At 50.5% G+C, this 18,775-nt stretch carries 17 protein-coding genes and 1 tRNA gene; 12 read left to right on the plus strand and 6 right to left on the minus strand.

Going from position 1 to position 18,775, the window contains the following annotated elements; translation table 11 throughout:
• The first annotated feature begins 100 nt into the window (after positions 1 to 100).
• The 4 genes from efeU to phoH all read left to right on the plus strand — a co-directional run bounded on the left by efeU (position 101) and on the right by phoH (position 4,718).
• Entirely contained in the window at positions 101 to 934 is an 834-nt protein-coding gene (gene efeU, locus AACS05_RS08670) for an iron uptake transporter permease EfeU (RefSeq protein WP_045441522.1), read from the plus strand.
• Between the two features lie 57 nt (positions 935 to 991).
• A complete protein-coding gene (gene efeO, locus AACS05_RS08675; RefSeq protein ID WP_045441524.1) occupies positions 992 to 2,119 on the plus strand; it encodes an iron uptake system protein EfeO in 1,128 nt (375 codons plus the stop codon).
• 5 nt (positions 2,120 to 2,124) lie between these two features.
• On the plus strand, positions 2,125 to 3,408 hold the full coding sequence (efeB, locus tag AACS05_RS08680) for an iron uptake transporter deferrochelatase/peroxidase subunit (RefSeq protein WP_045441526.1): 1,284 nt from the start codon (positions 2,125 to 2,127) through the stop codon (positions 3,406 to 3,408).
• A gap of 521 nt (positions 3,409 to 3,929) precedes the next feature.
• Positions 3,930 to 4,718: a phosphate starvation-inducible protein PhoH gene (gene phoH / locus AACS05_RS08685; protein WP_045441531.1), complete on the plus strand. Its 789-nt coding sequence runs from the start codon at positions 3,930 to 3,932 to the stop codon at positions 4,716 to 4,718.
• Positions 4,719 to 4,769: 51 nt separating this feature from the next.
• On the opposite strand, the gene AACS05_RS08690 is transcribed toward phoH, so the two are convergent.
• Both AACS05_RS08690 and torS read right to left on the minus strand, forming a co-directional pair.
• Positions 4,770 to 5,063 (minus strand): YciI family protein, encoded by a 294-nt coding sequence (locus tag AACS05_RS08690; protein ID WP_045449557.1) that lies wholly within the window; start codon positions 5,061 to 5,063, stop codon positions 4,770 to 4,772.
• 139 nt (positions 5,064 to 5,202) lie between these two features.
• A complete protein-coding gene (gene torS / locus AACS05_RS08695) occupies positions 5,203 to 7,959 on the minus strand; it encodes a TMAO reductase system sensor histidine kinase/response regulator TorS (RefSeq protein WP_071828914.1) in 2,757 nt (918 codons plus the stop codon).
• A 105-nt stretch (positions 7,960 to 8,064) separates the two neighbouring features.
• Between torS and torT the strand changes: the two genes are divergently transcribed.
• The gene (torT, locus tag AACS05_RS08700; protein WP_370637139.1) at positions 8,065 to 9,078 is read left to right on the plus strand and encodes a TMAO reductase system periplasmic protein TorT; all 1,014 of its coding nucleotides are present in this window, start codon (positions 8,065 to 8,067) and stop codon (positions 9,076 to 9,078) included.
• On the opposite strand, the gene torR is transcribed toward torT, so the two are convergent.
• Positions 9,051 to 9,743 (minus strand): two-component system response regulator TorR, encoded by a 693-nt coding sequence (gene torR / locus AACS05_RS08705; RefSeq protein ID WP_045441535.1) that lies wholly within the window; start codon positions 9,741 to 9,743, stop codon positions 9,051 to 9,053. The two genes, torT and torR, sit on opposite strands and share 28 nt — an antisense overlap.
• A 129-nt stretch (positions 9,744 to 9,872) precedes the next feature.
• Between torR and torC the strand changes: the two genes are divergently transcribed.
• Genes torC through torD form a run of 3 tightly spaced genes read left to right on the plus strand, consistent with a single transcriptional unit; the run spans position 9,873 to position 14,196 of the window.
• The gene (gene torC / locus AACS05_RS08710; protein WP_045441538.1) at positions 9,873 to 11,051 is read left to right on the plus strand and encodes a pentaheme c-type cytochrome TorC; all 1,179 of its coding nucleotides are present in this window, start codon (positions 9,873 to 9,875) and stop codon (positions 11,049 to 11,051) included.
• A complete protein-coding gene (torA, locus tag AACS05_RS08715; RefSeq protein WP_045441541.1) occupies positions 11,041 to 13,584 on the plus strand; it encodes a trimethylamine-N-oxide reductase TorA in 2,544 nt (847 codons plus the stop codon). Before torC ends, torA begins: the two co-directional genes overlap by 11 nt.
• The gene (gene torD / locus AACS05_RS08720) at positions 13,585 to 14,196 is read left to right on the plus strand and encodes a molecular chaperone TorD (protein WP_045441544.1); all 612 of its coding nucleotides are present in this window, start codon (positions 13,585 to 13,587) and stop codon (positions 14,194 to 14,196) included. It begins immediately after the preceding gene.
• 105 nt (positions 14,197 to 14,301) lie between these two features.
• On the opposite strand, the gene AACS05_RS08725 is transcribed toward torD, so the two are convergent.
• Positions 14,302 to 14,389: transfer RNA gene (locus AACS05_RS08725), tRNA-Ser, on the minus strand.
• 236 nt (positions 14,390 to 14,625) lie between these two features.
• On the opposite strand from AACS05_RS08725, the gene ghrA reads away from it, so the two are divergent.
• The 4 genes from ghrA to AACS05_RS08745 all read left to right on the plus strand — a co-directional run bounded on the left by ghrA (position 14,626) and on the right by AACS05_RS08745 (position 17,744).
• Positions 14,626 to 15,564 carry a glyoxylate/hydroxypyruvate reductase GhrA gene (gene ghrA, locus AACS05_RS08730; RefSeq protein ID WP_045441547.1) on the plus strand — a complete coding sequence of 313 codons (939 nt, stop codon included), beginning with the start codon at positions 14,626 to 14,628 and terminating at the stop codon, positions 15,562 to 15,564.
• Between the two features lie 281 nt (positions 15,565 to 15,845).
• Positions 15,846 to 16,583: a phosphatase gene (locus tag AACS05_RS08735; RefSeq protein ID WP_045441550.1), complete on the plus strand. Its 738-nt coding sequence runs from the start codon at positions 15,846 to 15,848 to the stop codon at positions 16,581 to 16,583.
• A gap of 22 nt (positions 16,584 to 16,605) precedes the next feature.
• Positions 16,606 to 17,160, plus strand: coding sequence for a TorD/DmsD family molecular chaperone (locus AACS05_RS08740; RefSeq protein ID WP_045441562.1), 555 nt, complete (start codon positions 16,606 to 16,608; stop codon positions 17,158 to 17,160).
• A gap of 101 nt (positions 17,161 to 17,261) precedes the next feature.
• On the plus strand, positions 17,262 to 17,744 hold the full coding sequence (locus AACS05_RS08745; protein ID WP_045441564.1) for a DUF1097 domain-containing protein: 483 nt from the start codon (positions 17,262 to 17,264) through the stop codon (positions 17,742 to 17,744).
• Positions 17,745 to 17,789: 45 nt separating this feature from the next.
• Here AACS05_RS08745 and csgG read toward each other — a convergent pair whose 3' ends face one another.
• The gene (gene csgG / locus AACS05_RS08750; RefSeq protein WP_045441566.1) at positions 17,790 to 18,623 is read right to left on the minus strand and encodes a curli production assembly/transport protein CsgG; all 834 of its coding nucleotides are present in this window, start codon (positions 18,621 to 18,623) and stop codon (positions 17,790 to 17,792) included.
• A 25-nt stretch (positions 18,624 to 18,648) separates the two neighbouring features.
• Positions 18,649 to 18,765 (minus strand): curli assembly protein CsgF, encoded by a 117-nt coding sequence (locus tag AACS05_RS08755; protein WP_404842377.1) that lies wholly within the window; start codon positions 18,763 to 18,765, stop codon positions 18,649 to 18,651.
• Between the last annotated feature and the right edge of the window lie 10 nt (positions 18,766 to 18,775).

The raw sequence follows: 18,775 nt of genomic DNA on the forward strand, positions 1-18,775 counted from the left end.
TTCTGCTTGAGTTTTTTGTTGCTGTAATGATAATCACTATCACTGTAATTTACTTTTCTTTGCATCAGTTGACTGAGAATAACGTTTTAGGGTGCTTCGCATGTTCGTTCCATTTCTAATTATGTTGCGCGAAGGGTTAGAGGCCGCGCTGATTGTCAGCCTGATAGCCAGTTACCTGAAACGAACTCAGCGAGGCCGCTGGATTGGCGTGATGTGGATTGGTGTATTGCTGGCGGCGGCGTTATGTCTGGCGTTGGGGATTTTCATCAATGAAACCACGGGTGAATTTCCGCAAAAAGAACAGGAGTTATTTGAAGGTATTGTGGCGGTCATTGCCGTTGTGATCCTTACCTGGATGGTCTTCTGGATGCGTAAAGTCTCACGTAACGTCAAAGTTCAACTGGAGCAGGCTGTCGATAACGCATTACAGCGCAGCAACCATCACGGCTGGGCGCTGGTGATGATGGTCTTTTTTGCTGTTGCCCGTGAAGGGCTGGAATCGGTCTTTTTCTTGCTGGCGGCTTTTCAGCAGGATGTCGGTATTTGGCCGCCGGTAGGTGCGATGCTGGGACTGGCAACGGCTGTTGTGTTGGGATACCTGATTTATCTGGGTGGGATCCGACTGAATCTCGGTGCATTCTTCAAATGGACCAGCCTGTTTATTCTGCTGGTGGCTGCAGGGCTTGCTGCAGGGGCCATTCGTGCGTTCCACGAGGCCGGATTATGGAATCATTTCCAGGATGTAGCGTTTGACATAAGTAACGTTCTTTCAACGCACTCTCTGTTCGGCACGTTAATGGAAGGGATCTTTGGGTATCAGGAAGCGCCAAGCGTCAGTGAGGTTGCAGTCTGGTTTATCTACCTGATTCCGGCACTGATTTTGTTTGCACTGCCGCCGCGTTCAGGCACTACGGCATCTCGTACCGCACCTTAAAAAAACGCGATGCAGAATATCATTTAGTTACAACATACTTATTTGTAGGGATGGGTCATGACGATTAATTTTCGCCGTAGTGCGCTGCAGCTGGGTATTGCCGCGCTGTTTACTTCCGCATTTGCCGCACAGGCTGCAGATATTCCACAGGTCAAAGTCACGGTAAATGACAAACAGTGTGAACCGATGACGATCACTGTTAATGCCGGGAAAACACAGTTCATCATCCAGAACCACAGCCAGAAAGCGCTGGAGTGGGAGATCCTCAAAGGTGTCATGGTGGTGGAAGAGCGTGAAAATATTGCGCCAGGCTTTAGCCAGAAAATGACCGCCAACCTGCAACCAGGTGAATATGATATGACCTGCGGTCTGCTGACAAACCCGAAAGGGAAGCTGATTGTGAAGGGGAATGCTACGGCGGATGCAGCGCAAAGTGATGCCTTGCTGAGCCTGAGCGGCGCGATTACCGAATATAAAGCCTATGTGACGGCAGAAACCGCACAGCTGGTTGCGGGTACCAAAGCATTCACTGATGCCATTAAAGCTGGCGATCTGGAGAAAGCCAAATCCCTGTATGCACCGACACGTCAGCACTACGAGCGCATTGAGCCAATTGCGGAACTGTTCTCCGACCTTGATGGCAGCATTGATGCGCGTGAAGATGATTACGAGCAAAAAGCCGCCGATCCGAAATTTACCGGCTTCCATCGCCTGGAAAAAGCGCTGTTTGGCGACAATACCACCAAAGGCATGGATAAGTATGCTGAGCAGTTGAACAGCGACGTTATTGACCTGCAAACGCGCATTAGCGAGCTGGCGTTCCCACCATCAAAAGTGGTTGGTGGAGCTGCCGGGCTGATTGAAGAAGTTGCTGCCAGCAAAATTAGTGGTGAAGAAGATCGCTATAGTCACACCGACCTGTGGGACTTCCAGGCCAACGTTGATGGCGCACAGAAAATTGTCGATCTCCTGCGTCCTCAGTTGCAAAAATCCAATGCTGAACTGCTGGCAAAAGTGGATGCAAACTTCAAAAAAGTCGATGCTATCCTGGCGAAATATCGTACCAAAGACGGTTTTGAAACCTATGACAAACTGACCAATGCTGACCGCAATGCGCTGAAAGGGCCAATTACTACGCTGGCGGAAGATTTGTCTCAATTACGCGGTGTACTGGGTCTGGATTAAGCATCATGCAGCATGATAATGAAAACGGCGTGAGCGAGCCGTCGCGCCGACGTTTACTGAAAGGGATGGGCGCGCTGGGTGGCGCACTGGCACTGGCTGGCGGCTGCCCGGTTGCGCATGCGCAAAAACCGCAGAGTGCGCCGGGAACGCTATCGCCGGATGCTCGCGGTGAAGCACAGCCATTTTATGGCCCGCATCAGGCTGGGATCCTGACGCCACAGCAGGCATCCATGATGCTGGTGGCGTTTGATGTTCTCGCCAGCGATAAAGCTGACCTTGAGCGTCTGTTCCGGTTACTGACCCGTCGTTTTGCGTTCCTGACGACCGGCGGGCCCGCGCCCGAGACGCCAAACCCGCGTTTACCGCCAATGGATTCCGGCATTCTCGGTGCCTACATTGCGCCGGATAACCTGACGATGACGCTGTCGGTGGGGCATTCGCTGTTCGACGAGCGCTATGGTCTTAGCACCAGCATGCCGAAAAAACTGCAAAAAATGACGCGCTTTCCGAATGATTCGCTGGATGCAGCGTTGTGTCATGGCGATTTGTTGTTACAGATTTGCGCCAACACGCAAGACACCGTCATACATGCGCTGCGCGATATCATTAAGCACACACCGGATCTCCTCAGCGTTCGCTGGAAGCGCGAAGGGTTTATCTCTGATCATGCTGCACGCAGTAAAGGCAAAGAGACACCAGTCAATCTGCTTGGTTTTAAAGACGGGACCGCTAACCCGGATGGCACAGATAAAAAGCTGATGCAAAATGTGGTGTGGGTGACGTCCGATCAAGACGAGCCGAAATGGGCGGAAGGCGGGAGTTATCAGGCGGTAAGGCTTATTCAGTTTCGCGTTGAGTTCTGGGATCGTACACCGCTTAAAGAGCAACAGACTATTTTCGGGCGAGACAAACAGACTGGTGCACCATTAGGTATGCAGCACGAGCACGATGTACCTGACTACGCCAGCGATCCTGAAGGTGAGGTGATTGCGCTCGACAGCCACATCCGTCTGGCAAACCCGCGAACTCGGGAGTCGGAGTCCAGCCTGATGATGCGTCGTGGTTACAGCTATTCGCTTGGCGTCACCAATTCTGGTCAACTGGATATGGGTTTACTGTTTGTTTGCTATCAGCACGATCTGGAAAAAGGTTTTTTGACCGTGCAGAAACGCCTGAATGGTGAAGCGCTGGAAGAGTATGTGAAGCCGATTGGTGGTGGATATTTCTTTGCCTTGCCTGGTGTCAAAGACCCTGATCGTTATCTTGGGCAATCTCTTCTTGAGGCCTGAAACCTGAGCCCCGCACTCCCGCGGGGTATTTCCTGACAACTTGATGAATGGACCAATTATTTTTCGTGATGTCTGCAGCGTTGAAATAATTTTGTCATCTCTCTGTAAGAGACTGTTCTCAGCGGCAGGATGTAATTTAGTTAACAATAAGTAAAAATATTGTTGCGCTGACAATAAATTCTGTTGTAATTATAGGTAACAGCGGTAGTTCCCGGCGGTGATGGTCATTCACTATGGAGATCGCGAATGGTAATGTCCTGTAATGGACTCGCTTTTCACAGCAGCAATACCATGTTATGCGGACGTTTCTCTTCCGCCAGCCATCTCGTCACCGCTAAATTCCTCTCCCTTCCATATCTTATCCTTGTTACCGACGCCCTGTACGGTGCGCGTAGCCGTGCGTGGTGTCTTATTCGAAGGCAAGCAATGGCTTACAAGGAAGCCAAACCTCAGATGTTCGTGCGCATAATCGTGCCGCAAGCGGTGCGTGTGATGTATACCTACAACTCAAGGTGCTATCCATGGGAAGACAAAAAGCAGTGATCAAAGCTCGTCGTGAAGCAAAACGTGTGCTGAGACGGGATTCGCGTAGCCATAAGCAACGTGAAGATGAATCGGTCACCTCGCTTGTGCAGATGGGCGGCGTAGAAGCGATCGGTATGGCGCGTGACAGTCGCGACGCCACACCTATCATGGCGCGAAATGAAGCTCAGGCGCAGTACCTGAATGCTATCGAGAGTAAACAGCTGATCTTCGCCACGGGTGAAGCCGGGTGTGGTAAAACCTGGATCAGCGCGGCAAAAGCAGCAGAGGCCCTGATCCACAAAGATGTGGACCGGATCATTGTAACCCGTCCAGTTCTGCAAGCTGATGAAGATCTCGGCTTCTTACCTGGAGATGTTTCCGAGAAGTTTGCTCCCTATTTTCGACCCGTGTACGACGTGCTGGTAAAACGACTGGGAGCCTCCTTCATGCAATATTGCCTGCGACCTGAGATTGGTAAGGTGGAAATCGCGCCGTTCGCTTATATGCGCGGACGTACCTTTGAAAATGCAGTTGTTATTCTCGACGAGGCTCAGAATGTGACTGCTGCGCAAATGAAAATGTTTTTAACTCGCCTTGGAGAGAATGTGACGGTAATTGTGAACGGGGATGTTACCCAGTGTGACTTACCGGCGCATGTTCGATCCGGGTTAAGCGATGCGCTGGCCCGCTTCGAAGAAGATGAGATGATTGGGATCGTTCGTTTCAATAAAGATGATTGCGTTCGTTCGGCGCTCTGTCAGCGGACGCTTAATGCTTACAACTGATATGTTCTTCGTCTTCAAGGCCCGGGAAACCGGGCTTTGTTTTTATTACGCTTACAGAATATCTTTTAGCTCAGCAGCCATCATTGTTGCTTCAAAAGGGATCAGCTCGACTTTTACAACCCCTGATTGTTGAAAGGGATCCTGGCTGAGATAACTTTTTAACGCTTCTTCATCATCGCATTTTGCCAGTATTACGCCTCCTGAGCGCGGGATTTTGCGTCCTGAGGCGAGGAATAAACCCTTTGCGTACCCTTTTTTCAGCCATTCCACATGCGCGGGAAGTAAATTATCGACTTCATTTAACGGTTTTATATAAGTTAAAACGACAACACCAATAACGCTCATTTTATTATCCATAATCCTGGAGGGGAGATTACGTTAGCATGTGGTTGACTAAGGACAGAATAGATTTGTTGGCCCGGCTGAAAGATATTCTGTTAACGGTTGTGTACAGATGGAAGCCGTTTCCCCTGGCCCATTTTGATTATTTCATTTCGTTCTCCAGCCAGGATGCAACTGCACGCAGGCCTTTTAATATCTCTTCTCTGAGGGCGCAGTTATCTTCCGGATGTTGTTCAACAGCCTCGCATGCGCGGCGGGCGGTAACCATCCCCATGCTGGCGCAGCTACTTTTTAACTGGTGTGCAAGACGTCTGATCTTCTCAACGTCTTTTTGCGAGCGAGCGGTATCAATTTCGTCGAGTAAAGGCAGTGTATGTTGGGTAAATAAACGCAGCCATTCACCAATTTTGCTATGTCCCATGATGCGAGCATCTTCTGATAATTGATGCGTATCCAGAAGACACTCGCTAAGTGGTTCAGCGACGTAAGGGGATTCTGAACCTGAAATATAGTGTGTGATGAGTTGACCCAGGGCGTCTCGCGGCACCGGTTTTTGAATAATACCGCGAAACAACGTACTGGTACGACGGCTTAGGGTCTCATCAATCACGTGAGCGCTGAACCCAATCAGAGGCAGGGTTGGATAAATCTGTGTCAGTTGTTGGGCGAGCGTAATACCGTCGGTATCCGGGAGATCAAAATCAACCAGCACGGCATCATAGTGCTCATTACCTTGCAGGACATGTAGTGCGTCGGCGGCACAACTTGCTACCATCACCAGGGCTCCGCTGGTGGTTAACATCTCCACGGTAATACGCTGGGTGAGGGGATTGTCCTCAATCAACAGTAAACGTATCCCCTGTAAATTGACCGGGCGATGGGGACATTTAGGGGTAGGGCGCGAAGCGGGACGTAAAGGAAGTCGCAACTGAAAGCAACTCCCAACACCAGGTGTGCTGGTCACGGTCAGTTCACCACCCATAGCCTGTGCAAGGCTGCTACTGATCGTTAACCCCAGTCCTGTCCCGCCACGTTTGCCGCTTACCTGAACAAAGGGCTTAAAAATGTCAGCCAGGCGAGAGGCTTCGATACCACTGCCCGTATCCTCAACCTCGATACACCACTGTTCACCTTCAGTGAAGCTGCGTAGCGTAATAAGACCACGATCGGTAAATCGCAGTGCATTGCTTAATAAATTAGTGATTATCTGACGAATACGGCGAGGATCGCCCTGTAATGCGAGGGGGAGAGCGCTGGAAAAGTCCGCAACAAGCGTAACCGGCCGCCCGTTGATGCGACTGTTCATCAACTGGAGTGTACTTTCCAGCAAAGGTCTGGGCTCAAAGGGCTCATCACTAACAGAGACATTCTTTCCACCGGCCTCAATTGCTGAGTAATCCAGAATATCGTTGAGAATAGTCAGTAGCGATTCGCCGGAATCGGTGATTGCACGCAGGTTTTCCTGATGTTGAGCCAGCGCCTGGTTTTCTGAAAGCAACTGCGCAGTGCCGAGGATCCCGTAAAGTGGGGTGCGTATTTCATGGCTCATTGCCGCAAGAAATGCTGATTTTGCCTGATTTGCTTTTTCAGCTTCAGCCCGCGCCTGACGGTGTTCAATGACCAGCGCGTGAAGCTCGGCGGTACGCGATTTTACCTGCGTAGCCAACTGTTGCCGATGATTATTGAGGGCGTGGACGCTGGCACGAAACGCATCCATTAAACGTCCAATAGTATCCAGTTCCCGTACGCCTGCGGTTTCTGGAAAGGGGGAGTCAATGTTACCTTCAAGCAGTTGCTGCAATGCCTGTGTTTGCTGGGCCAGAGGGCGCGTCACTGAACGGTAAACCACGCGCCAAAGGATTAGGATCAGCGATATCAGCGAAACAGCGCCGAGCAACAGCAGCCAGGTTTGTCCGCGCTCGCTGGCTTGTTTCAGTGAAGTTAACCCAGCACGGTTACGTTCTTCGATAGTGTTGACTAACTGGCTGACTTCACTGCTGAAACGGGTAAACTGATAAATGTTATTCTGCGACAGGATCTGTAGCCGGGTGCTGATGTCATTATCCTGCTGGTATAGCGCCAGCAGCTCGACATAACGCCCTACCGTATTCACTGACTCCGCAACCTGTTCGCGCACCACTGGATCTTCAATGCGTATTTGTCGACGATGCAGAATTCTGACTGCGGCATTCAATCGGTTATCCATCGCTGCGGCGTTATATTGCGCCTGATCGGCACTCAGATTCATAATCATTTGTTGCACGCGTAGTGCGCTCAGACGCACCTCGTTCATCTGATTAACGTATTCCAGATCGGTATCAATGAGACGATCCAGTGCCTGTTCAGCCTCCCGACGCTGATTATTTTCAATCAAATCATATATTCCCGCTTGTGTAGCACCTGCGGAAGTCGCCGCATTATTCGCCTGACCGTGAGCCATTTCAGCGATATCGCCTGCGGCGGTGACAATACGTTGACTGAGTTGTTGCTGCTGATCGCGGAGTCTCAGCCGTTGTCCAACCAACTCTCCCTGCTGACTTAACGACTGTGCGATTTCCTGCTCCTGCAGCTCTATCGCCGTGGTGTCAAAACCTTGCTGACGTAGCGTTTTAAGCAATGCGGTAATTTTGAGACTTTGTGCTGTTAACATTCGGCCCTGTGCCAGCCACATATTTTCACTGTCGGCGATGGTCAGGTTCTGCGCGGAAAAAAGCTCCCAGGCACTGGCTTCGCTCAATTGACGCGCCATGTTCATTGTCGGGATTAGTTCTTGTGTATTGGCTTGCTCAACCTGGCTGACAAAACGCAGACTGTACCAACCTACAAGTGTACTCATGAGGGTCAGTGCCGCCATCAGCGCGAAGCCCATCCACAGTCTTCTGGTCAGAGATAAATTCACGGAGTGTCGCCACAGATTAAAAAGGTTGAGTCCAAAAGCGGAAAGCAACTAGGATAAAGCCTTATTGATAATGAGGCTATCATGCGAGCATGCGTTTTTTGGGTGATGACTTTCTTTTCTGTACAAGGTCTGGCGGCCGGAGCAGGAGAGTCTCTGATCCGTTGGCACGACGAGCAACACTTTTCCCCTCAGCAGCAGGAAACGGTCACAGCGCATCAGGTCTGGAAACTTTGTGCGCTCTACCCTAGTCTCAAAGATTCCTATTGGCTCTCGGTTAACTACGGCATGCAACAAGCGGCACGGCGTTACGGCGTCAGCCTGAAAGTGCAGGAAGCTGGAGGGTATCGGCAGCTTTCGACGCAGAAAACGCAAATTGCCCAGTGTAAAGAGTGGGGCGCAGATGCCATTTTACTAGGCAGCAGCACCACATCATTTCCTGATCTCAAAAAACAGGTCGGCACGTTGCCGGTTATTGAGGTGGTGAATGCCATTCATGACGCGACAACCCGAACGCGAGTCGGGGTTCCCTGGTTTCAAATGGGCTATCAACCGGGTCGTTACCTGGTGAAGTGGAGTGGGGGAAAACCACTGAAGTTGCTTTTAATGCCAGGACCTGATGATGCCGGAGGCAGTAGGGAAATGGTCGCCGGGTTCCGCGATGCGATCGCCGGAAGCCAGGTGCAAATTGTGGATGTCGCCCTTGGGGACAATGATATAGAAGTACAGCGCAATCTGTTGCAGGAGATGCTGGAACGCCATCCGGATATTGATGTGGTTGCCGGGACGGCCATTGCAGCGGAAGCGGCAATGGGGGAAAGACGCAATCTGGCGACCCCTCTCACGGTGGTCTCATTTTACCTGTCACATCAGGTTTATCGCGGTCTCAAGCGTGGACGGGTACTGATGGCTGCCAGTGACCAAATGGTTTGGCAAGGTCAACTGGCGGTCGAACAAGCGATCAATGTATTGCAGGGACGTAACGTTCCCGATAACGTCAGCCCGCCGATTTTAGTACTGACCCCAGAAAATGCGGACAGCAAACATAGCCGTAGCTCGCTATCTCCGGGGGGATTCCGGCCAGTATATTTGTATCAGCATACGTCGGAGGCTAAAAAATAGCCTTCGCCATGCTGGGTAACGAACAGGTCGGGACTCAGTTTATGGCGCAAACGACGGATCAACACATCGACGGTACGCAGATCGGGGTCTTCCACTCTGCGTGCCGTAAGCATGCGGAGTAGCCTTTCGCGGCTGAGGATTTCACCCGGATTAGTCACAAATGCCACCAGCATTTCGTACTCAGCGCGGGTGAGCTTAATCGTTTCCTCTTCTTTTTCCAGCGTGTGGCGAGAAACATTCAGACAGTATCCCGCAAATTGGTAGCAATTATCTTTCGCAGCAGGTTGTGCCTGGCGGGCAAGATCGATGCGCCAGAGCAGGTTTTTCACCCGCACGACGAGTTCGCGCAATTCCAGCGGTTTGGTCACATAATCATCGGCACCCATCTCCAGTCCGACAATTCGGTCAATTTGATCGCATCGTCCCGTTACGAGAATGATCCCAACCGTTGAGCGCTCTCGTAGCGATCGGGTCAGCATCAAACCATTTTCATCCGGAAGATTAATATCCAGCAGGACAAGATCAACAGACTGTTGGTCCATAATGTCGCGCAGACCAGCGCCGCTAGCAACAGCCGAGACTTGATAACCTTCCTGCTCAAAATAAGCCTGCAGTCGTGCCTGGGTCACTGGCTCATCTTCAACAATGACAATGTGATGTGACATCCTGTGTTCTGTCTCTCTGTTCATATTCGTTCATATTTTGCAGTAAGTCGTTCATCCTGACCAGTGTCGCTGTTCACATTTGCTGAATAAGATCTCCCGTAACTAAACCATATATTTACAGGGGCTATTATGCGGAGACTATGGAGAGCGTTACTCAGGCCAAGTGCGCGCTGGTCAATACTGGCGCTGGTGATTGTTGGGATACTGATCGGTATCGCACTGATTGTACTCCCACACGTTGGAATCAAGTTAACCAGTTCGACAGAGTTTTGTGTCAGTTGCCACAGTATGCAGCCGGTCTATCAGGAATATAAGCAGTCGGCGCATTTCCAGAATGCCTCCGGGGTTCGCGCTGAATGTCACGACTGTCATATTCCATCGGATATTCCCGGGATGGTGAAACGTAAACTTGAAGCCAGCAACGATATTTACCAGACGTTTATCGCTCACTCGATTGACACACCTGAAAAATTCGAAGCCAAGCGTGCTGAGCTGGCGGAAAGGGAGTGGGCGAGGATGAAGGAAAATAACTCCTCAACCTGCCGCTCCTGCCATAACTATGATGCGATGGATCATGCTAAGCAACATCCTGAAGCCGCACGTCAGATGAAAATTGCCGCCAAAGACAACCAATCCTGTATTGACTGTCATAAAGGTATTGCCCACCAGTTACCTGATATGAGCAGCGGTTTCCGCAAGCAATTTGATGAATTACGCGCCAATGCTAACAGCGACGGCGATACTCTGTACTCTCTTGATATCAAACCTATTTATGCGTCTAAAGGTGATAAAGAACCTGCAGGCTCGTTACTGCCAGCTTCAGAAGTGACGGTGTTGAAACGTGACGGTGAATGGCTGCAGGTACAAATTACCGGCTGGACGGAAAGCCAGGGACGTCAACGCGTTCTGACTCAACTTCCAGGTAAGCGAATTTTTGTGGCATCCATCCGTGGCGATGTTCAGCAACATGTGAAAACGCTGGAAAAAACCACCGTCGCGGCGACTAACACTGAGTGGAGTAAGTTGCAGGCCACTGCGTGGATGCAAAAGAGCGACATGGTGAATGACATCAAGCCGATCTGGGCTTATGCCGACTCGCTATATAACGGTACCTGTAACCAGTGCCACGGCGCGCCGGAAAAATCGCACTTTGATGCGAACGGCTGGATTGGCACGCTCAATGGCATGATTGGCTTTACCAGTCTGGATAAACGAGAAGAACGTACCTTGTTGAAATATCTCCAGTTGAACGCGTCAGACACCACGGATAAGCCCCATAGTGATAAGGGAGAGAACAATGAAAAGTAAAGACACATTGCAGGTATCACGTCGGCGCTTTCTTCTGCAACTGGGGGGAATGACCGTTGCTGGTATGTTAGGGCCTTCGTTACTGACTCCCCGTAGTGCAACTGCGGCCGCCATGGGTGAACAAGGCGCTGTGGTAAAAGAGGGGATCCTTACTGGCTCCCACTGGGGGGCAATCCGCGCCACGGTCGTAGATGGACGATTTATTGCGGTTAAACCTTTTGAACGTGACAGATATCCATCGAAAATGATTGCAGGTCTGCCGGACCATGTTCATGGTGCATCGCGCATTCGTTATCCAATGGTACGCGTGGACTGGATGCGTAAACGCCACCAAAGCGATACTACGCAACGTGGAGATAACCGTTTTGTTCGTGTCTCATGGGATGAAGCGCTGGACTTTTTTTATCAGGAACTGGAGCGTATCCAGAAAACCTACGGCCCCAGTGCACTGCTGACGGCGAGCGGCTGGCAATCGACGGGTATGTTCCATAACGCCTCCGGTATGTTGGCCCGAGCCATTGCGCTGCATGGCAATAGCGTCAGCACCGGCGGAGACTACTCCACCGGGGCGGCGCAGGTGATTTTGCCGCGCGTGGTCGGATCCATGGAAGTCTACGAGCAGCAAACTTCATGGCCGCTGGTTCTGCAAAATAGCAAAACCATCGTGTTGTGGGGGGCCGATCTGATCAAAAACCAGCAGGCCAACTGGTGGTGTCCGGATCATGATGTTTATGGTTATTACGAGCAACTGAAAGAGAAAGTCGCACGGGATGAGATCTCGGTAATTAGTGTGGATCCGGTAGTGACGTCAACGCATGACTACCTGGGTCGCGACAAGGTTAAGCATATAGCCGTCAATCCACAGGCTGATGTTCCGCTACAGCTGGCGTTGGCGCATACGCTATATACCGAAAATCTGTACGATAAAAATTTCATTAGTAACTATTGCGTCGGTTTTGAACAGTTTCTCCCTTATTTGCTGGGGGAGAGCGATGGTCAGCCAAAAGATGCCCAGTGGGCAGAGAAATTGTGTGGTATTGATGCCGAAACAATCCGTGCTCTGGCACGACAAATGGCCTCAGGAAGAACGCAGATTATTGCAGGGTGGTGCGTACAGCGTATGCAGCATGGCGAGCAATGGGCGTGGATGGTGGTGGTACTGGCTTCAATGCTGGGGCAAATTGGTTTGCCAGGGGGAGGCTTTGGGTTTGGCTGGCACTATAATGGTGCGGGAACGCCCAGTCGCAAAGGTATTATTTTAAGCGGTTTTTCCGGCTCGACGACGGTGCCTCCAGTGCATGACAGCACTGATTACAAAGGATATAGCAGCACTATCCCTATCGCGCGTTTCATCGACGCAATTCTGGAGCCAGGGAAAACTATTAACTGGAACGGCAAAACAGTAAAACTACCGCCGCTAAAAATGTGCGTATTTGCGGGAACCAACCCGTTCCACCGCCATCAGCAGATCAACCGGATCATGGAAGGCTGGCGCAAGCTGGAAACAGTCATTGCGATTGATAACCAGTGGACTTCTACATGTCGTTTTGCTGATATCGTCTTGCCTGCGACAACCCAGTTTGAACGTAACGATCTTGACCAATATGGCAACCATTCCAATCGCGGAATTATTGCTATGAAACAACTGGTAGCACCGCAATTTGAAGCGCGTAATGATTTTGATATTTTCCGCGATCTCTGCCGTCGTTTTAACCGCGAGGAAGCTTTCACCGAAGGTCTGGATGAAATGGGCTGGTTGAAGCGCATCTGGCAGGAAGGCAGCCAGCAGGGGAAAGGACGCGGTGTCCACTTACCAGCATTTGATGTGTTCTGGAATCAACAGGAGTATATCGAGTTCGAGCATCCGCAAATGTTTGTACGTCACCAGGCATTTCGCGAAGATCCCGATCTTGAACCGCTGGGAACGCCGAGTGGTTTGATTGAAATTTACTCTAAAACGATTGCCGAAATGCACTATGACGACTGTCAGGGCTATCCGATGTGGTTCGAAAAAATCGAGCGTTCACATGGCGGGCCGGGCTCACAGCGCTGGCCATTACATTTACAGTCAGTACATCCGGATTTTCGCCTGCATTCGCAGCTCTGCGAATCGGAAACGTTGCGGCAGCACTATGCTGTTAGCGGTAAAGAACCTGTTTTTATCAGCCCACAGGATGCACAAGCTCGTGGTATCCAAAACGGTGATATTGTCAGGGTCTTCAATGGTCGTGGACAAGTATTAGCCGGTGCGGTTGTTTCTGATTTTTATAAGCCTGGCGTGGTCCGTATCCATGAAGGCGCCTGGTACGATCCCGATAAAGGTGGAGAGATCAATGCGCTGTGTAAATACGGTAACCCTAACGTCTTAACGCTGGATATCGGTACTTCTCAGTTGGCTCAGGCAACCAGTGCGCATACCACGCTGGTGGAGATCGAGAAATACAATGGTCAAGTGGATCGCGTGACTGCATTCAATGGCCCACTGGAAATGGTGGCGCAATGTGAGTATGTCCCAGCGCAGCAGGTAAAATAAATGGATAGCCAAAAACATCTGACGGAGGAACAAATTGCCTGCGTTTACGCGTGGCTGGCGCGACTGTTCTCCCGTGAACTGGATAGTGAAAGTTTGCTGCAACTTCACGCCTCGGACATGCAGGACTGGTATTCGCTGTTAAAACGCGAACCGTCGTTGAATCAACCGGTGACGATTCTGGAAGAAAAAATCGCCGCGCTTAAGCTACGTGAAGAGGGGCAACTGGAACTTGCCGCAGACTTTTGTGGCCTGTTTCTTATGTCGGATACTCAGGCCGCTTTGCCATATGCCTCAGTTTATGAGCAGTGCGAGTCGGGTGACAGCGAGATCAAACACCTGTTGTTTGAAGCGGGAATGCAGACGAGTGAGACTTTTAACGAACCCGGCGATCATCTGGCTATTTTTCTCGAGTTACTGAGTCATTTGCATTTTTCGTTGGGGGAGGAGAACCTTAACCATCTGCGCATCAATGCATTACGCAGAAAAACCGTATCAGTGTTACTACGATGGCTGCCGGAGTTTTCAGCCAATTGTTGTAAATATGACGCTTTTGGGTTCTACGCTGCTCTGAGTCAACTGGGGCTGGCGCTTGTGCAACTCGATAACCGGTGATGAGTGTGTTGGTATCGCGGCAAAGGTGCAGCGATACCACGCTATTCAGGGCGGATCACAGGCGAAAAAAAAGCCCGTACTTGCGTACGAGCTCTTCTTCAAATATGGCGGTGAGGCGGGGATTCGAACCCCGGATACGTTGCCGTATACACACTTTCCAGGCGTGCTCCTTCAGCCACTCGGACACCTCACCATATTGTTGTTCCTGCGTTACCGGAACGGGCGCTAATGTAGGGGAAATGCCTCCCCGACGTCAATCTTCTTTTTGAAAAAAACGTTCATTTACACAAACTTCAATCAACATGAAGCTTAAGTGAGCGGGAATTGCTTTTTTTGCCAGCACACTAAAATTTGTTATTCTGATGTTTCCTTAAGAAATGATGATAATAAGTGCGAGAAAGTTCCGCACAACAATATTCAGGAGGCAATATGGAAATAATTTTCTATCACCCGACATTTGATACAGCCTGGTGGCTGAACGCGCTGGCTAAGGCAATCCCTGGCGCTAATGTCCGTGAGTGGAAATCGGGTGATCATGCGCATGCAGACTATGCGCTTGTCTGGCATCCACCGGTTGAAATGTTGGCCGGAAGAAAGTTAAAAGCCGTATTTGCGTTGGGTGCGGGGGTGGATTCCATTCTAAGCAAGCTGAAAGCCCATCCGGAAATGCTGGACGAGTCGATCCCGTTGTTCCGTCTGGAAGATACCGGCATGGGGCTGCAAATGCAGGAATACGCCGTTAGCCAGGTGTTGCACTGGTTTCGCCGCTTTGATGATTATCAGGCTCTCAAAACTCAGGCAAAATGGCAGCCGTTGCAGGAATATACCCGTGAGGAGTTTTCGATCGGGATTATGGGAGCAGGGGTGCTAGGGGCGAAAGTCGCTGAGAGTCTGCAATCATGGGGGTTCCCACTGCGTTGCTGGAGTCGTACTCGTAAATCCTGGCCTGCTGTGGAAAGCTTCGCCGGCACTGAAGAGTTAGGCGCGTTTTTAAGTCAAACGCGGGTGCTGATTAACCTACTGCCTAATACGGCTGAAACGGTGGGAATTATTAACGCCGGGCTGCTGGATCAATTGCAGGATGGCGCGTATGTACTGAACCTGGCGCGCGGAGTTCATCTTAATGAAGACGATCTTCTGGCGTCGCTGAATAGCGGAAAACTCAAGGGCGCTATGCTTGATGTCTATAGCCGCGAACCACTACCGGAGAATAGCCCATTGTGGAAACATCCACGTGTGGCGATGACGCCGCATATTGCTGCGGTAACACGTCCGGCAGAAGCGGTGGATTATATTTCCCGCACGATTTTGAATCTGGAGAACGGTGAAGCCGTAACAGGTCAGGTCGATCGCGTTCGGGGGTACTGATAACAACCCGGCGCTGGCCGGGTTTCGATTTAAATACCCGTCATACTCCAGGCTGGATGTGCGTTAGCTACGGTTGCTCGCCCGAATTACTGACCACAGTATGTTTATTGGGATTAAGAGGGACATCTCTGTCCCTTACCGTAGGCCAGTCTCCGGCTGGCCAAATTCGTTCCTGACGAATTTGTCACACCCTTGCCGCCTGCCTACAACTCGAATTATTTAGGGTATTAATGGCGTCGATTCCTGCTATCCTTGACCAAAAATGACTACAGGAGAGAGTTATGTATCCCGTTGACCTGCATATGCATACCGTCGCCAGTACCCACGCCTACAGCACCTTGAGTGACTACATCGCTGAAGCCAAACGCAAAGGCGTTAAGTTGTTTGCAATCACCGATCATGGGCCGGATATGGCAGATGCTCCACACCACTGGCACTTTATTAATATGCGTATCTGGCCGCGTATGGTGGACGGGGTGGGAATTCTCCGCGGTATTGAAGCGAACATTAAGAATATTGAGGGGGAGATCGACTGCTCCGGTCCGATGTTCGACTCCCTGGATCTGATTATTGCTGGTTTTCATGAGCCGGTTTTTGCCCCGCATGATAAAGACACCAATACTCAGGCCATGATTGCCGCGATGGCGAGCGGACATGTTCACATGATCAGCCATCCCGGAAACCCGAAATACCCGATTGATTTTACCGCAGTTGCGCAGGCAGCAGCGAAGTACCATGTTGCGCTGGAAATCAATAACTCCTCATTTCTGCATTCGCGTAAAGGCAGTGAAGCCAATTGTCGCTTGGTTGCTGCGGCTGTGCGTGATGCCGGGGGGTGGGTTGCATTAGGTTCGGATTCTCACACCGCTTTCACCCTTGGGGAGTTCGGCGAGTGTCGCAAGATTCTGGATGACGTAAACTTCCCCGAAGACCGAATCTTGAACGTATCGCCAAAACGCTTACTGGCGTTTCTGGAATCGCGAGGCATGGAGCCAATCGCGGAATTTGCTGATCTTTAATGTTACTAACTGGAATATATCGATGAACGAGTTTTCTATCCTGTGTCGTGTCCTGGGCTCGCTGTTTTACCGCCAACCGCAGGACCCTTTACTGGTTCCCCTGTATACCATGATCGGTGAAGGTAAACTGTCAGCAAACTGGCCGCTGGAGCAAGACGAGCTGCTGGCTCGTCTACAGAAAAGCTGCGACATGTCACAAGTGGCCGCAGATTATAACGCGTTGTTTGTTGGTGAAGAGTGTGCGGTACCACCTTATCGCAGCGCCTGGGTAGAAGGTGCAACTGAATCTGAGGTGCGCACATTCCTATCTGCGCGTGGTATGCCGCTGGCCGATACGCCAGCCGATCATATTGGCACACTGTTGCTGGCTGCTTCCTGGCTGGAAGACCAGTCTGCTGAAGATGAAAGTGAAGCGCTGGAAACACTGTTTGTTGAGTATCTGCTTCCGTGGTGCGGCACTTTCCTTGGTAAGGTTGAAGCACACGCGAGCTCGCCATTCTGGCGTACCATGGCACCTCTGACGCGCGATGCAATTGGCGCAATGTGGGATGAGTTGCAGGAAGATACAGAAGAATAAATGTGATTTAGATCACTATGCTATGCAACTTGATTTATCATCTTGCATAAATTGTGTGCACGATCTCATTAATATGCCGTTTTTCTGCTAAGATGAGCGGCATGAATATACTTATCTCTATTGCAATCACGACGGGCATTCTCTCCGGGATCTGGGGATGGGTGGCCGTTTCTCTTGGTTTACTCAGTTGGGCTGGCTTCCTCGGTTGCACGGCCTATTTCGCCTGTCCGCAGGGCGGGCTGAAAGGGCTGGGGATTTCAGCATGCACGTTACTAAGTGGTGTGGTGTGGGCGTTGGTGATTATTAATGGTAGTGCGCTTGCTCCGCATATGGACATCATCGGCTATGTCATTACCGGCATTGTCGCGTTTTTGATGTGCATTCAGGCAAAACAATGGTTGCTTTCATTTGTGCCAGGTACTTTTATCGGCGCATGTGCAACATTTGCAGGGCAGGGGAACTGGCAACTGGTTTTGCCTTCTCTGGCGTTAGGACTTGTTTTCGGTTATGCAATGAAAAACAGTGGTCTGTGGCTGGCGTCACGTCGTGAAAATCGGATATCACAATCGCTGACCAGTAAATAATAGAAGCGTGAGGTTTCCCTCACGCTTCCTGTGTTATATCGATAATCAGGATTCCGGCGGCACGGACATATGGCGGTATTTAACCAGGATATCGTTATCAACTTGTTTCTTATCCTGCAAATCCCACAACCCGCGATCAATCCCGTCATTAATCAGGAAGATTACACCAGTTTCAATGGCTGACATCAGACAAAGCATAACCGGCTCGTTAGAGGTATAACCAATTTCTCCTTCCAGAAGACGCTGGTAGTCAATAAAGCGGAATACCCCAGCCTGAACTTCATAAGACAGAATAGTTTTGCTGGTATTGACCGAAGAAAGGATCTCACCAGTACTGACGTTAACTACACGCAGGTTTACCGCTATCTGATCGAGTTGATACTGAGTATCTGCACCAATACCGAAATAGCGCGCACCTACACCACCCGATTTAACGTTACTTTCATAACCGATAATTGACCCTTCTACCATAATATTCGCAGCGGTCAGCGACTGGAGTGGAATGCGGTTATTAATGGCAACAGTGCCATTCTCTTGTGCCGCACGTATGATTTTCCGTTCATTCAGTAAGTTCTGCAATCCCTGGCGTTCCAGCGGAATAAACCAGCGCGAATCTTTCAGTGCAGTAACCAACATTGCCGTGGCGCTTTGCGGGACGGCGGTTGAGAAGTTACTTGCCGGGTAAGGTTTAAACTGACCCGTCTCATCCTGAATATTGTAAACTGAGACAAAGATCTTACCTGTCGGCATTGGCAGATGCGTTAAATCTTTATAGCTTTGGGCCCGAGGCATTAATGTTGGTTTAGCGGCTTCCTGGGGTGGGGATGTTAAGCAACCGCTGAGTAAAAACATGGCAACCAAAATAAGTAAGCGCTGCATGATTTTTTCCTTTCGTGGCTAAGTCTTAGAAATCGGTTGACTGTGTTTGCAAACCCGACACTTCGATAGTCGAAGTTTTCCCCGTTTTTCTGTCCGTGACATTCAATTGCAGTTGTCCATCCCGGTTGGCGATATCGATGATAAAATCATTG

Source organism: Citrobacter sp. S-77 (assembly GCF_963864895.1).
Taxonomy (GTDB): Bacteria; Pseudomonadota; Gammaproteobacteria; order Enterobacterales; family Enterobacteriaceae; genus Citrobacter; species Citrobacter murliniae.

Coding starts and splice junctions, on each gene's coding strand:
- efeU (WP_045441522.1), top strand. CDS start 101: ATGTTCGTTCCATTTCTAATTATGTTGCGCGAAGGGTTAGAGGCCGCG.
- efeO (WP_045441524.1), top strand. CDS start 992: ATGACGATTAATTTTCGCCGTAGTGCGCTGCAGCTGGGTATTGCCGCG.
- efeB (WP_045441526.1), top strand. CDS start 2,125: ATGCAGCATGATAATGAAAACGGCGTGAGCGAGCCGTCGCGCCGACGT.
- phoH (WP_045441531.1), top strand. CDS start 3,930: ATGGGAAGACAAAAAGCAGTGATCAAAGCTCGTCGTGAAGCAAAACGT.
- AACS05_RS08690 (WP_045449557.1), bottom strand. CDS start 5,063: ATGAGCGTTATTGGTGTTGTCGTTTTAACTTATATAAAACCGTTAAAT.
- torT (WP_370637139.1), top strand. CDS start 8,065: ATGACTTTCTTTTCTGTACAAGGTCTGGCGGCCGGAGCAGGAGAGTCT.
- torR (WP_045441535.1), bottom strand. CDS start 9,743: ATGTCACATCACATTGTCATTGTTGAAGATGAGCCAGTGACCCAGGCA.
- torC (WP_045441538.1), top strand. CDS start 9,873: ATGCGGAGACTATGGAGAGCGTTACTCAGGCCAAGTGCGCGCTGGTCA.
- torA (WP_045441541.1), top strand. CDS start 11,041: ATGAAAAGTAAAGACACATTGCAGGTATCACGTCGGCGCTTTCTTCTG.
- torD (WP_045441544.1), top strand. CDS start 13,585: ATGGATAGCCAAAAACATCTGACGGAGGAACAAATTGCCTGCGTTTAC.
- ghrA (WP_045441547.1), top strand. CDS start 14,626: ATGGAAATAATTTTCTATCACCCGACATTTGATACAGCCTGGTGGCTG.
- AACS05_RS08735 (WP_045441550.1), top strand. CDS start 15,846: ATGTATCCCGTTGACCTGCATATGCATACCGTCGCCAGTACCCACGCC.
- AACS05_RS08740 (WP_045441562.1), top strand. CDS start 16,606: ATGAACGAGTTTTCTATCCTGTGTCGTGTCCTGGGCTCGCTGTTTTAC.
- AACS05_RS08745 (WP_045441564.1), top strand. CDS start 17,262: ATGAATATACTTATCTCTATTGCAATCACGACGGGCATTCTCTCCGGG.
- csgG (WP_045441566.1), bottom strand. CDS start 18,623: ATGCAGCGCTTACTTATTTTGGTTGCCATGTTTTTACTCAGCGGTTGC.